General features: G+C 43.9%; 12 protein-coding genes. 7 read left to right on the forward strand and 5 right to left on the reverse strand.

The genetic code is table 11. The features are described 5' to 3' along the window. Nucleotides 1-93: 93 nt before the first annotated feature. Nucleotides 94-1080, reverse strand: coding sequence for a glycosyl transferase family protein (locus tag AB4507_RS17105; RefSeq protein ID WP_081324522.1), 987 nt, complete (start codon nucleotides 1078-1080; stop codon nucleotides 94-96). 167 nt (nucleotides 1081-1247) lie between these two features. On the opposite strand from AB4507_RS17105, the gene AB4507_RS17110 reads away from it, so the two are divergent. Then, a complete protein-coding gene (locus AB4507_RS17110; protein ID WP_017066785.1) occupies nucleotides 1248-1856 on the forward strand; it encodes a TetR/AcrR family transcriptional regulator in 609 nt (202 codons plus the stop codon). Nucleotides 1857-1979: 123 nt separating this feature from the next. After that, nucleotides 1980-2474, forward strand: coding sequence for a peptidylprolyl isomerase (locus AB4507_RS17115; RefSeq protein ID WP_017060208.1), 495 nt, complete (start codon nucleotides 1980-1982; stop codon nucleotides 2472-2474). A gap of 165 nt (nucleotides 2475-2639) precedes the next feature. On the opposite strand, the gene AB4507_RS17120 is transcribed toward AB4507_RS17115, so the two are convergent. The 4 genes from AB4507_RS17120 to AB4507_RS17135 all read right to left on the reverse strand — a co-directional run bounded on the left by AB4507_RS17120 (nucleotide 2640) and on the right by AB4507_RS17135 (nucleotide 6245). Next, nucleotides 2640-3506: a DMT family transporter gene (locus AB4507_RS17120; protein ID WP_372183008.1), complete on the reverse strand. Its 867-nt coding sequence runs from the start codon at nucleotides 3504-3506 to the stop codon at nucleotides 2640-2642. A 110-nt stretch (nucleotides 3507-3616) separates the two neighbouring features. Then, nucleotides 3617-4714, reverse strand: a complete 1098-nt coding sequence (locus tag AB4507_RS17125; RefSeq protein WP_017065285.1) for an alkene reductase — start codon at nucleotides 4712-4714, stop codon at nucleotides 3617-3619. 14 nt (nucleotides 4715-4728) lie between these two features. Continuing rightward, nucleotides 4729-5106: a lactoylglutathione lyase gene (gene gloA / locus AB4507_RS17130; protein WP_017066787.1), complete on the reverse strand. Its 378-nt coding sequence runs from the start codon at nucleotides 5104-5106 to the stop codon at nucleotides 4729-4731. A 203-nt stretch (nucleotides 5107-5309) separates the two neighbouring features. After that, nucleotides 5310-6245 (reverse strand): LysR family transcriptional regulator, encoded by a 936-nt coding sequence (locus tag AB4507_RS17135; RefSeq protein ID WP_017068098.1) that lies wholly within the window; start codon nucleotides 6243-6245, stop codon nucleotides 5310-5312. A gap of 773 nt (nucleotides 6246-7018) precedes the next feature. Here AB4507_RS17135 and AB4507_RS17140 point away from each other — a divergent pair. The 5 genes from AB4507_RS17140 to AB4507_RS17160 all read left to right on the forward strand — a co-directional run bounded on the left by AB4507_RS17140 (nucleotide 7019) and on the right by AB4507_RS17160 (nucleotide 13006). Continuing rightward, a complete protein-coding gene (locus AB4507_RS17140; RefSeq protein ID WP_372183009.1) occupies nucleotides 7019-7630 on the forward strand; it encodes a magnesium transporter in 612 nt (203 codons plus the stop codon). Then, nucleotides 7630-8619: an efflux RND transporter periplasmic adaptor subunit gene (locus AB4507_RS17145; protein ID WP_372183010.1), complete on the forward strand. Its 990-nt coding sequence runs from the start codon at nucleotides 7630-7632 to the stop codon at nucleotides 8617-8619. Before AB4507_RS17140 ends, AB4507_RS17145 begins: the two co-directional genes overlap by 1 nt. Nucleotides 8620-8948: 329 nt before the next feature. After that, nucleotides 8949-10925, forward strand: coding sequence for an alkyl sulfatase dimerization domain-containing protein (locus AB4507_RS17150; RefSeq protein ID WP_372183011.1), 1977 nt, complete (start codon nucleotides 8949-8951; stop codon nucleotides 10923-10925). 155 nt (nucleotides 10926-11080) lie between these two features. Then, complete coding sequence (locus AB4507_RS17155; protein ID WP_372183012.1) at nucleotides 11081-11569, forward strand: hypothetical protein; 489 nt, start codon at nucleotides 11081-11083, stop codon at nucleotides 11567-11569. Between the two features lie 363 nt (nucleotides 11570-11932). Next, entirely contained in the window at nucleotides 11933-13006 is a 1074-nt protein-coding gene (locus AB4507_RS17160; RefSeq protein ID WP_372183013.1) for a helix-turn-helix transcriptional regulator, read from the forward strand. Nucleotides 13007-13040: the final 34 nt, after the last annotated feature.

Below are 13040 nucleotides of genomic sequence, written 5' to 3' on the forward strand. Positions count from 1 at the left end.
ATTGTTTGGGCGTTCACGAAAAGCCCTTGCTAGAAATCAAGTATAAAAAGGCCAGCGCTCGCTGACCTTCTCTCATTGATTACAAACCACCATCTAACGCGCACAATACTCATGCCACAGGCGCACCGCTTTCTGGTATGCCTCAGTTTTATCGTGCGTTTCTGCAAAGAGAATGGCTGTCATGCTGTCGACAACGGTATTCGCCATTAGCGCCATATCTTCAGCCGATGTGCCAAGTACACATTGACTAGGAAGTGGCAGCTCTAGGTTCATCATCTCTTCCCAGTAGAACGATTCGACTTTGTCAGGAGAGCTCATCCATACCGTTTGGCTAACTTTAGGATTATATTCCGACTCACCGTTCATCCCTTTGAATGAAATCACCGAGTGGGATTTATTTCCGATAACATGCTCAACTTCCGCATGAAGTTGTGGAAAGCCAGGATGGAAACTGCCACGCAGACCTAAACGGCCACCACCAGGATTCAATGCTCGAACTACCGTGTTAATTGGTGTTCTCAAACCGTAGCGGTGTTTCCAACCAATCATGGTTTGTGCTTCGGGCGCAAAGTTAGCTAGCGGTAAATAAGCAATGCCGTCTTGTTCAAGAATCGACTTAGCATGTTCAGGGCTCTCAGCACTTTGCACACCGACATCTTGCAAATGGCTTTCAACGTGCGTCCTACCGCTCGGCTTATCCATATAGCCATGCATTAACACTTTATAGCCATTGTCAGCTAAGATTTTTGCCGCCAACAAGTTCCAAGGCTTGCCACTGGCGTTATCGTTACGCTTACCTGCATAACACGGCCAATCAATATCAGCGCCTAAATCTGGCACTCGAGATTGAAACGCTTTTACAAAGCCAGCGATCTCTTCATTGGTTTCATTCTGCACACGAATCAACATCAGTAGCATAGCCATTTGGTCGTCACCGACTTCTCCGCTTAAATACTCATCCATGATGCGGTAGGCTTGTTCGAACGATAAAGGCTTACGCCCTCTTTCTCCTCGTCCAACTGTACGAATACACTCTAAAATACTACTCATTGATTGTTTATTCTCTTCCGTTGATATCAATAAAATTCGAATACACTTTCGATTCTATGATACCCACCGTGCATTGCAAAGCGATTCAGTTGCTCTCGACCGAATTACCAATACGCGGATTGGTGTTCTAAAAGTAAACTTACTGGTGTAAAATTAGCGTATGTAATGCTAACCGCGACATATTGAGTAGTATCCCGATGACTGTAAAAAAAACGCTGAGCCAAAGAAAACGTGAATCGATCGTTGCCGCTGCTATCGCAGAGTTTACTGAGCATGGCTACAAGGCCACCAGCATGGATAAAATATCGAGTCGCGCAGAAGTATCAAAGCGCACCGTATACAATCACTTTGCCAGCAAAGAACTGCTTTTAGATGAGATTCTAGACAGCATTTGGAGCAAAACTCTGGCCGCAACGCATTTCCCATATCAAGCAGAACTGCCACTTGAAGAACAGCTTTCCTCGATAGCCAATCAAGAGCTTGAGTTACTTGAGTCTGAAGGCTTCATCGACCTGTCACGCGTTTTGTTCTCAGAGTATTTCCATAACGCAGAACTGGCGCATCAAGCGATGGAAAAATATTCCCAAGCAGAAAGTGGACTTACAACCTGGATTAAAGCCGCGTTGGCAGACGGTCGTTTAGTAGAACTAGACCCACAATTCGCCTCCACGCAGTTCATTGGTCTGCTTAAGTCTTTTGCGTTTTGGCCGCAAATCATTGGTCATGTGCCGTCACCGGATGCTGCACACAAGCAAGTGCTCATTACTTCAAGTGTCGAGATGTTCCTTAAACAATATCAGGCGTGATTTTGGTGGTTGACGAGAATTCAACCACAATAAAACCATCACTGGTATCCGCTGTTATTTTCCCTATACTGCAACCCACTTTCGTCATTACGACTCAGTAAAACTTCAACTTTAGGTAGCCCTATGATTACTTTCACCACCAACTTTGGCGATATCGAGATTGAACTGAACCTTGAAAAAGCGCCAGTAACGTCGAAAAACTTCCTTAAATACTGCCAAGACGGTTTCTACGAAGGCACGACATTTCACCGTGTTATTGAAGGTTTCATGATTCAAGGTGGTGGTCACACTATCGACATGACAGAAAAACCAACTCGCGCCCCAATCGTCAACGAAGCAAACCGTGGTTTGAAGAATGTGATTGGTTCTGTGGCAATGGCTCGGACTGATGCACCACATTCTGCAACGGCGCAGTTCTTCATCAACCTTGATGACAACGATTTCCTAGATCACACCTCAACAACCAATGCTGGCTGGGGTTACGCGGTATTCGGTAAGGTTTCAGCAGGTATGGATGTGGTAAACAAAATTGCGAAAGCACCAACAACCATTCGCTGGGGACACGAAGATGTGCCTTGCGAAGATATTGTGATTACAAAAGTCACTATTCGCGACTAATTCATTCACGTCCTTTCCCGCCCCTAGTACATTCGAATTGATGGCATAAAGAAAAGAAGGCTGTGCGATAGGACTATGGTGGTAAGGGTTCGACTTTACCACCTGTATTCAAAGCTCAGAAAAGCACTTGAAGAACAACCCACACTCGGCCTTGCGCCGAGTGTTTTATTTTCGTCTCGACCATTTGATATAGCAAAATAGTGAAGCAATGATCACCGCCCCACCGAGCAGCTTCTGCATCTCTACACTTTCGCCAAGCACACTCACACTTAACAGCAGCGTCCACACAGGCTCAAGAATCATGATCAATGCCGCCACTTCCATGTTCACGGAGTGCTGACCGACCGTTTGTAGCAAGTAACGAATAGACGTTGCGATCACCGCAGAGACAATAAACCAGAAGACTAAGGTTTTGGTGATTTCGAACTCCGGCTGAGCTGTCATAGAAGCAAAGGCTAAACCACTCACACCCACCACAAACAGTTGCACACAGATTGATGCGATAGGCTTGATATTGGTAATCACACGCTTGTTCATCACAAAGTGAACAGACAACAACATCGATGCTAGTAAGAAATAAATCTGACTCTGCTCAACATGCCAGCCGTTACCCAAAGTCAGCAACAGCATGCCAATAATCGCGATCGGGAAAGACACCCAAAACGCGCGATTAGGCTTAACTCGAAACAAAATCCAAGACACAAACGGTGCAATGATCATGGCTAAGCTCATGATGAATGCCCCTTCCGACAAGCTTTCAGTCACCGAAACTGCAAACACCCATACCTGCAATGAGGCAGACAACAACAAACCCACGCCGCAAAGAGACAGAATCTGCTTAAGCGAAAGCTTACGAATATGGTGAATACAAAATGGCAGAAGAATAAGACTCGCGACGAGGAATCGCACACCAATGAACACTGGCCCAGGCATTTCCAATACCACCAGCTTAGATGCAATCCATCCAACCCCAGCTAGCAGGGTGGCAAATAGAAGGTAAAGCTCTCCGCGCATCGCTTTCACGTTCATCATTTTACTTAGTCCAATAACAAAAAAAGCAACCCGACTCTGCAAGGTTGCTTTTTATAAACATTCAACAGGATCGAGATACTATCTCAATACTCCGCTTCAGGCAGCTGTTTTTAGCCTGCGTATTCTGGGTAATCCGTTAAACCTTTTTCAGCACCACCGAACAATGTGTTTGGATCGTGCGCTGCAAGTGGGTAACCATTTTGAATACGAGCTGGTAAATCTGGGTTCGCAACGAATGGACGACCAAAACCAACCATGTCAGTTACGCCTTCAGCAACGGCTTTTTCGCCACGCTCGCTATCGTATTTACCCGCATAAATAAGGACACCCTCGTAGGCTTCACGAACTGCTGCTTTAAATGCTTTTGGCGTTTCAGGTGCATCGTCCCAATCAACTTCTGCAATGTGTAGGTAAACAATTTTGTATAGGTTAAGTAGTGCTGCCGCCGCTGTGTAAGTCTCTACTGGTGTAGCGTCAACCGTACCATTCAACGATGTGAACGGAGCAAGGCGTACACCAACACGGTCAGCACCAATCGCTTCAACCATAGCTTCAACCACTTCGCCTAGGAAACGTAAACGGTTTTCAATTGAACCACCGTATTCGTCAGTGCGGTTGTTTGCTTCAGAATCGATGAATTGGTTGATTAAGTAACCATTCGCTGCGTGAAGTTCGATACCATCAAAGCCTGCTTCAACCGCATTCAAAGCCGCTTGGCGATACTGTTCAACCACCTCTTTGATGTCTTGTTTCGTCATTTCACGAGGTTCAACCACATCAACAAAGCCCGGTTCATCAGTACCGTTATCGATGAATACCTTTACGTTTTGTGCTTTAAGTGCAGAAGACGAGATTGGCTGTTCACCACCAATGTTGTCTGGGTGTGTTACACGGCCTACATGCCAAAGTTGAGCGAAGATAACGCCCTCTTTTTCATGTACGGCATCAGTCACTTTTTTCCAACCAGCGATCTGCTCATCAGAATAGATACCCGGAGTCCAAGCATAGCCTTGACCCATAGGTGAAATTTGTGTGCCTTCAGCAATAATCAAACCTGCAGAAGCACGCTGAGCGTAGTAAGCCGCCATCATATCGTTTGCTGAATTACCAGGTTGCGTTGCGCGAGAACGCGTCATCGGTGGCATAACAATACGGTTTTTAAGCTCGATATTACCAAGTTGAATTGGTTGAAATAGTGCGTTTGTCATTGTTATATCCTCGATTAACCTAGTTGAATCAGTTCGATTTGGTAGCCGTCTGGGTCAGTAATAAAAGCGATATGAGTTGAGCCGCCTTTCACTGGACCCGCTTCGCGAGTGACGTTGCCACCTAGCGATTTGATTTTGTCACATGCTGCGTAAATATCTTCTACACCCAATGCCAGATGACCAAACGCGCTGCCCATCTCGTACTCATTCGTATCCCAGTTGTACGTTAGCTCGATAGTCGTGCCGCCTTGCTCATAGCCAACAAAAACCAATGTGTAGCGGTACTCTTTGTTTTCGTGGCGTTCAAGTTCCTTCATTCCCAATACCTTGGTGTAGAACTCGATAGACTTGTCTAAATCAGTAACTCGGATCATTGTGTGTAGGAATTTCATATTTCGCCCTTTTTAGCCCAGCAACCTGAGCCGATATAATCGTGAGTGGAGGTTACCCACTTCTTTGTTAGGGTTAATATACGAGCTGACAGCAAATAAATGAAATTATCATAAATTCTCATTGTGATAATTTTTTATTATAACTCACTTAATACAAGTGATTTGTTAAGAAGATATTTGGCAAACAAAAGATAGGGCGACGATCAGAAAGCGGAGCGCCAACTGTTTAGTGATTTAGACATGTCATTAGTCGTATTGATGATCTGCTCTCTCAACCACTTATGTGCCGGATCGGTGTTCTGTTTTTTCAACCAAATGAGGTAATGAGAGATAGGCTGATAATCGAAAGGCGGTTTGAACAACTGTAACCCAAGACGTTCCTGATACTGGTTCGCCATAGAAAGCGGCACAACAGTGATGTAATCAGTCTGGCTACACAGCATTAGGTTACTGGCCATAGAGCTGCCGTGAATTACAATTTTACGCGAGGATAAGTCTAACGAAGTGTAGTGAGTCAAACTTCTTACTTGGCGACGTGTTCTGGCTAAAACCGCATGTTGCTCACTGAGATATTGCGCCTCGGTGATCTCACCTTTGATCCTAGGGTGCCCATTTCGGCAAACAATCACAAACTCACTGTCGTAGAGCTTTTCGCTCATCATGCTTGAATGCTCAGGCAACACAATGTCGATCATCAAATCAAACTTCTGAGTTAATAGATCCTCATGGACTTGATCATCACTATCTGGTTGGTCATACACCTCAAGAGATAAGCCTTGGTTAGATAACTGAGAAAATCGATCGAGCAACATCCACTTTAAATGTTCGGGAACCGAAGCCACAAACCTGCGCTCTGTACTCGCTTCATCAAACCCAGCCATACCTTGAAACACGCCGTTGAGCTCGTGTATTGGCGCTTTGATTTGCTCATACAAGCTTTGCGAGTAAGCAGTAGGCACAACCCCTCGCCCACTGCGCACAAACAACTCTTGGCCAATTTCATTTTTCAGTCGGCCGAGCGCAGTGCTGATCGTCGATTGATTGGTATTCAAATGATCGGCAGCCTTACTCAAACTGCCCTGCTCCATCACCGCTGAAAACACAGCCAATAAGTTAAAATTCGGAATGTCATTACTCATGATTCAGTGCTCATTTGGCGATAGATTTAATTATCTTATCGTAAAAGCGATAGAATGAAACAACGGATGCTCATTGAGAAAACAAAACTGAGAAGGAAGCATCATATGGTAAAGAGCAAAAATGTCAGAACAACTCACTCTTTCGAATAGCTGCCACATTCGCCAGATTGGAATCTAAATCTCTTCGCTGTGCCAGTAACGCTTAATCCACCCAAACTCACCCTAGACTGGTCGGAGTATTCAATATTTCCGTCCTGCCTTATTGATACTTTTATAGCCACTTCTATGATCCAGGGTAATTAAATAGACATATTTTATAAGCCGAGTTTGAGCCTGTTCAAATAAACCCACCTCACGTTTAAGCAACCACTCAATTCATCGTAATTACGATAATTCAATATCGCAATAATGCGTAGATAGCACCAGTTACACTTCCTATTATTTCGCCAACAAATCAATTCTTAACCTAAACAGAAAACCTAAAAATGTGTAGATGATGGTGTTGCACACATCACGGAAGACGGCCTTAAAACCCAATGCAGCAAACGAACCTATCAATGGTAGACGTTACTTAAGAATGATTTCGCCAGGTGTTTTTAACACTCTATTCGCGAGAATGCGTTGTCTACGTGGTCAAAGCGATTTTTAATTGTCATCTAGTACTTTTGACTCAGTAGGTCTATACGGTTACGTGAGTTCAACACCTCTTTCAGATGTCTTCTAAAAGTCTTGTACCAAGGCTGCACTTTCTCTCTCCTAATTTAGGTTGAGATATGAACTTTATAAAAATCGTTTTCCAGAAAATCTGGGCCGTTGTGATGGTCTTGATTAAATTCTGCCTGTTTATGGCAGTGATGTTTGCGGGAGCATTGGCTCTTGCACCATTAGGCACAATCCATTCTAAAGACATCGACATGTCTCAATTCAACAATCATCCCAATGAAATGATGATGAACTTCTTCAAGATGGAGTCCTTCTCTGGTTACTTGTTCTCAGTGACCATTGCTGTGGTTTTAGCCGGTGTTTACGGCATGTGGCAGTTGCATGAACTGGGTGTGCATAAAGCAAAAGAGCACAAAAGCGCTCACGTTCAAATCGTGTTTGCACTGTCACTTTGCGGACTCTTCATCAGCAAAACATTCTGGGTTATCGCATTGGTTATCGCATTGGCGAACTGGAAACATATTGGTCAATCACTGAGTGATGTGATTCGCCGTGGTGTTCAGCCTAAACAAGACGCGACCAATACAGAGACAGCCGCAGTCCACGTATCACCTGAACAACCGGTAACAGAGCCGTCTTCAGTAGAGCAATCTTCAAAAGAACAGGCTTCAGAAGAAAAGACTCCAACAACACCATCCGCTACAGAAAAAGAGGTCGCATAATGAAAGAGATGATGATTCCATACATCCTAATTGTATGGTCACTGTTTGCGACAGGCGCACTTAAGAAGAACTTCAAGAACTACACATGGGCTGCCATTGGCGGCGTAACGATTCTTGCGGTATTAGCGGTTATCTCTCGCTTGTGGGCACCCGTTGATCTAACCAACTCAACCACAGTGAAAGCACCACACGCGGTAATGTCACCGATCTTTGGCCAGCAGATCGACCAAGTGCTTGTTGAACACAACCAAATGGTTAAAGAAGGCGACGTAATTTACACACTCGTCGACATCAATTCTGCCGCAGATAAAGCCAAGATCGAATCTTCAATTGTTCAGAAAGAAGAACAAATCAAGCAGATGGTTCGCGATTTAGAGCGTGCTGAAACGTCACCTGAAATCTTCAATATGCGTGACGTAGAAAAGTACGACTCAGATCTTCGAGTACTGCACGCTGAACTTGTGTCGCTAAAAGCCGATCTACAAAAAGTAAATTGGGCGCAAGAGAAGAAAACCATTAAAGCTGAGTTTGACGGTCAGGTATCGATAGTGAATATTGCTGAAGGTTCTGTCATGGGTAACATGCACCTCTACAACACCAGCAAAAAGTTTCTTGAGATGCGTATTTCAGACCAAACTTATGGCTATGTTCAAGTAGGAGACTTCGCTGAGTTCTTCGTTGATGCATACCCAGGCCACGTGTTCCGAGCAAAAGTACACAGCTTTAATGCCGGTACCGGTGAGTCGAGTATTTCTCCACTTCAGGGGCCACAAAGCGTCGGTCAACACGTGGTAAGAAACGGCAATGGTTTAGGTCGTACTATCGTACTTGAGATCATTGAACCAGAAGGTTACAACATCCCTATTGGTTCAACTGGCGCGGCTTGGATCTCGGCAGAGAAACCACATCCGTTCTGGGGCTTCATTGATGTAATCGGCGCAGCAACAGTTCGCCTACAATCTTACAAGTCATACCTAGGTGCTTGGTAAACGATTAAGCTCTTGGTAAACGATTAGCTCTTGATAAGCAATTAAATATTCAATGATTTGGCTGTTATTCACTCGTATCACAGCCACTCATGAACTAGCGACTAATTGTAAAACAAATGCCCTGAATTTCAGGGCATTTTTGTATCTGTTGCAAGCTCATTTACTAATTGATTTAGATCAAAATTAATCGCCAATACAATCGTTTATCAAACAAATCATCGAAAAAACGATAGATTGAAATATTATTAGCGCGTAGATAGCGACCTCCCCCACCTCTATCATTTGGCTCAAGAAATCCAATTCCTGTATCCAAATATAAGGTCACTACCATGACTAATACATTCAAAAAAATGGCGCTTCCTGTTGCTATTGCGAGCACTCTACTTGCTTCTGGTTTTGCATCTGCAACGCCAACTGTAGAAGCGACATCGAAAGTCGGCCAAGAACTTCAGACGGCAAATGCTGCGCAATACCAAAACATTGATCTTGATGCTCGCTACAAGAGCGAGGTTCTATTCGAACACAAATCAAACATGTTCTGGGGAAAAGGCGAACGTATTCAAGTTGTTTCTAAAACAGGCGATTCTCTAGCTTACACTGCTGAGTCTGACCATGTTCACCCAATCCTCACCAAGCATGGTCGTAAAATGGACCAAGCAATCATCAAAGTAGATGACAACGTATATCTTGGTTACGGTTTCGGTCTAGATACACCCGTCATGATTGAAGGTACGGACGGCATCATCATTGTTGATCCAGGCGAGTCGGTAGAAATGGCTCAATCGGTTAAAGAACAGTTCCGTCAAATCACCGACAAGCCGGTTAAAGCAATCATTTATTCTCACAACCACATCGACCACATCTCTGGTGTGCGTGCGTGGGTGACTGACGAAGAAGTGGCATCAGGTGAAGTAAAAATCATCGCTGAAGAAGGCCTAACCGCTGCAGTGGCTAACTGGTCTTCAAACCTAGGTACTCTATTTGGTCACCGTACTTCTTACACAGGTGCTAAGCACGTAGAAGAAGGCGAGCACGGCACAGTAAACGACGGCCTTGGTCCACGCTTCATGCAAGGTGCTATCTCGTTCATCGAACCAAACCTGCTTGTACCAAGCCAAAGCCACATCGAAATCGAAATTTCTGGCGTGAAAATGCACATCGAGAACGTGCCATCTGAAACTAAAGATGAGTTAGTGGTTTACTTCCCAGACCAGAAAATCCTGCACGCGACTGAAGTACTTCAAGGTGAGAACTTCCCTAACCTTCACACCATCCGTGGTACTAAATTCCGTGACCCATCAATGTGGTTCAAGGGCATCGACGTAATGCGTAAGTTCGACACTGAGATCATGATTAACTCTCACGGTCGTCCTGTTGAAGGTAAAGAAGCAGTAGCTGACGTACTAACGGCTTACCGTGATGCGATTCAATACACTCATGATCAAACTATCCGTTACATGAACAAAGGTATGACGCCAGACGAGCTAGTTGAAGTAGTTAAACTTCCTAAGCACCTTGCAGAACACCCTTGGTTAGGTGAACACTACGGTACTGTTGCACACGCCGTGCGTCAGATTTACGTAGGTTACAACGGTTTCTTCGAAGCGGATCCATGGCAGCTAGAGCCAATGGCTTACGAGCAACGCGCTAAAGCATTCGTAGAGATCATGGGCGGTCGTGACAACATCCTTACGACTGCACAAGCAGCAATTAAGGCTGAGAACTACACATTTGCAGCAGAAATTCTTTCTTACCCAATCACGGTAAACAAGCAAGATATGGAAGCTCGTGAGATGAAAGCACAAGCTTACAAAGCATGGGCTGCAGACCAAGTGAACATCAACTGGCGTAACTGGGCGCTCAACGCGGCGGCTGAACTAGAGAACAAACGTGACTTCTCTAACATGATCAGCTTCGCTTCTGTTGACGTTCTTACTGCACTACCAAGCAAGCAGATCTTCGACATGATGACTTCAACGCTTATCGCAGAAAACTCGTTAGACGTGAACATGATGCTAACGTACAACTTCTCTGATACGAACGAAGCATTCACTATCGAAATTCGCAACGGTATTGCTCAGTTACACGAAGAAGCAGTGAAAGGCGCAGACGTTCAAATCGACACCACTCGTGCAGTATTGAACCAAATCTTGATTGCAGGTCCAAACGCTCAACAAGTGATTGGTACCAACCTACAGTCTGGTGCATTCAAGTTCTCGAATGGCGACATCAAAGGCTTCGGTCAATTCATGAGCTACTTCGATAAGCCAATGACTCCAGAAGAGATCATGCTCATCGTTCGCTAATAATCAAAGGCTGCTAAGGATGGCGAGTCGATAACTTAGGGACCCATTGTGGTCCCTTTATCGTTTATTTATTGGTACAGTTCGCAACCTTAACTCAACGATCTAGGTCTATTGTTGGAGTAAGGAAACTGCCCTGCTTCTTTTAAGGTTCACACATGCTAAAACGTTTTGTTCTTTTGCTTTCACTCAGTTCTTCTCTGGTATTAGCTTGCGGATTACACCAAGAAACCGGATTTAGTTTAGTGACAGAGCCCGGTTCACTGGAGGTATTTGGCAATGTCATCACAGCAAGGCAAGATGACGAGTTCGGAAACCTAGATAAACCGGATCATTTCAAACTGTTTTCGATAAAGTCAGCACTCGCAAAGGCGCATCCGAGTAAGATTGAATTCAACTTATTTGAAGCGATTAAAGGTCACTACAGCCAAATCAGCATTGAAAAAGGCGTGAACATTTCAGGAAGAGACACTTTGCCGACAGAGAACGATTTATTGCTTATTACAGAGCTCGACGTGTTCGATGCATTGGCCAACGGAACGATCTCTTGGGATCAAGCTACACTGAATGGATTAGTGGTAATCAATGGCCCCCAAGATAAACGCGAGCAATTAGAAGCTTGGTTCAATGATATTTTTGCTGAGTGATCGACTCATTCTAACCTTACTTGCTCAATGGTATTCCCCTCAATATTGAGCACAAACGATAACGAGCCGATAGCAAGAAAATAGTGTGCTAACTGATTAAAAACACTTCAAAATCACAAACCACTCCCCTCTCAATTATATAAAGCCACCATTATTGGAATTAACATCACTTAATGTAAGCTCCACCTTGCAATTTTGTTCAAAATTCAACCTAAAAACAAATAGTTACAAAACACCCTCTGTAATTGGTGAAAAAGAAATCAATTACAATAGTATCCACAAAAAAAATGTGACTTCCTGCGAATCTCCAAAATAAATTTGTGGTTAAATACGGCACATCATGAATCAAAGATAAGAGAAAGCATGTCTACAAAAGCATTTGGTGACTTCTATTGCTATTTACACTGCCTCACTTTACTTTCAACAAAGGAGCAGGGGCTCACACCTAAAGAGTATCTTGATGATGTTCGAAAAGAGCCTTTTTATTACCGTGGAGACACCTCACAAGAGGCTCAACAAAAGTGGGCAGAGCGCATATTAGACTCCGTATATAAATACCATGGAGTCCAAGGTTCTGGTCCGGTCGGGCATTCGGAGTTATTAGTACGTGACGGGACTGCATCGAAAGCTCGTTATAAAGTAAAAGAAGGCGTTGATTTTGATGTAAACCCTGGATTAAGTGATTCAATCTCAATGTTAGGTAGTATTGGCAATCAATTGCGAGAACGGCTTTTGCCGTCAGCAGGAGCGAAACTCAACGACGCCCTAAGGCTTATTTCAAGAGCAAAAACAACGCTAAATAGCGCACCATTCAAAATTCAAGTAAGTTGCTACGACTTTGTAGCGCCACAGGTTGAACAATCCGTGCTTTATGACATAGAAAGTGCACTTGAAAATAGACAAGTACTCTCATTTGATTACAACAACCATCGCTGTGAGGTTGATCCATACGCTTCGTTTGTCTATCAAAAAGTATTTTATCTTGTAGCTCGAGAGCGTTACAAAAGAAGCTCTAACGGTAGCTCCATGTCTGGAGAAATGCGTACCTATACGATGCACAAGATAAACAACATTGAAATACGCTCAAATCAAAGTTTTTCAATGGGTAACAAGTCTGAATTTTGCCTCCACGCTTATCTATCGACGACAAAGGGTAAATGGGTTAACGGCGGTGAAACGTTCGAAGTATTACTTAAAATGATGAGAGATTCTGAAGGTAACAGCAAGTTTGTAAATGAATTTAAACTGAGTGAATGCCAGGAAATAGAAGAAACATCGAAAAGCCACTACATTGTCAGAGCAAGGGCTAGAGATAGCTTAGATTTTAAACATTGGCTCATTCACAACGCAGATTGTGTGGAAATTTTAGAGCCATTAAAACTACGTCAAGATGTAATACGAGACCTTAAACAAGCGATGAATGTCTATTCACATTAGATAGCATAGTCATCATCATAGACAGGATCTTAAG

This window comes from Vibrio sp. 10N.222.54.A3 (assembly GCF_041474095.1).
Lineage (GTDB): Bacteria > Pseudomonadota > Gammaproteobacteria > Enterobacterales > Vibrionaceae > Vibrio > Vibrio crassostreae_C.

Coding starts and splice junctions, on each gene's coding strand:
- AB4507_RS17110 (WP_017066785.1), top strand. CDS start 1,248: ATGACTGTAAAAAAAACGCTGAGCCAAAGAAAACGTGAATCGATCGTT.
- AB4507_RS17115 (WP_017060208.1), top strand. CDS start 1,980: ATGATTACTTTCACCACCAACTTTGGCGATATCGAGATTGAACTGAAC.
- AB4507_RS17120 (WP_372183008.1), bottom strand. CDS start 3,506: ATGATGAACGTGAAAGCGATGCGCGGAGAGCTTTACCTTCTATTTGCC.
- AB4507_RS17125 (WP_017065285.1), bottom strand. CDS start 4,714: ATGACAAACGCACTATTTCAACCAATTCAACTTGGTAATATCGAGCTT.
- gloA (WP_017066787.1), bottom strand. CDS start 5,106: ATGAAATTCCTACACACAATGATCCGAGTTACTGATTTAGACAAGTCT.
- AB4507_RS17135 (WP_017068098.1), bottom strand. CDS start 6,245: ATGAGTAATGACATTCCGAATTTTAACTTATTGGCTGTGTTTTCAGCG.
- AB4507_RS17140 (WP_372183009.1), top strand. CDS start 7,019: ATGAACTTTATAAAAATCGTTTTCCAGAAAATCTGGGCCGTTGTGATG.
- AB4507_RS17145 (WP_372183010.1), top strand. CDS start 7,630: ATGAAAGAGATGATGATTCCATACATCCTAATTGTATGGTCACTGTTT.
- AB4507_RS17150 (WP_372183011.1), top strand. CDS start 8,949: ATGACTAATACATTCAAAAAAATGGCGCTTCCTGTTGCTATTGCGAGC.
- AB4507_RS17155 (WP_372183012.1), top strand. CDS start 11,081: ATGCTAAAACGTTTTGTTCTTTTGCTTTCACTCAGTTCTTCTCTGGTA.
- AB4507_RS17160 (WP_372183013.1), top strand. CDS start 11,933: ATGTCTACAAAAGCATTTGGTGACTTCTATTGCTATTTACACTGCCTC.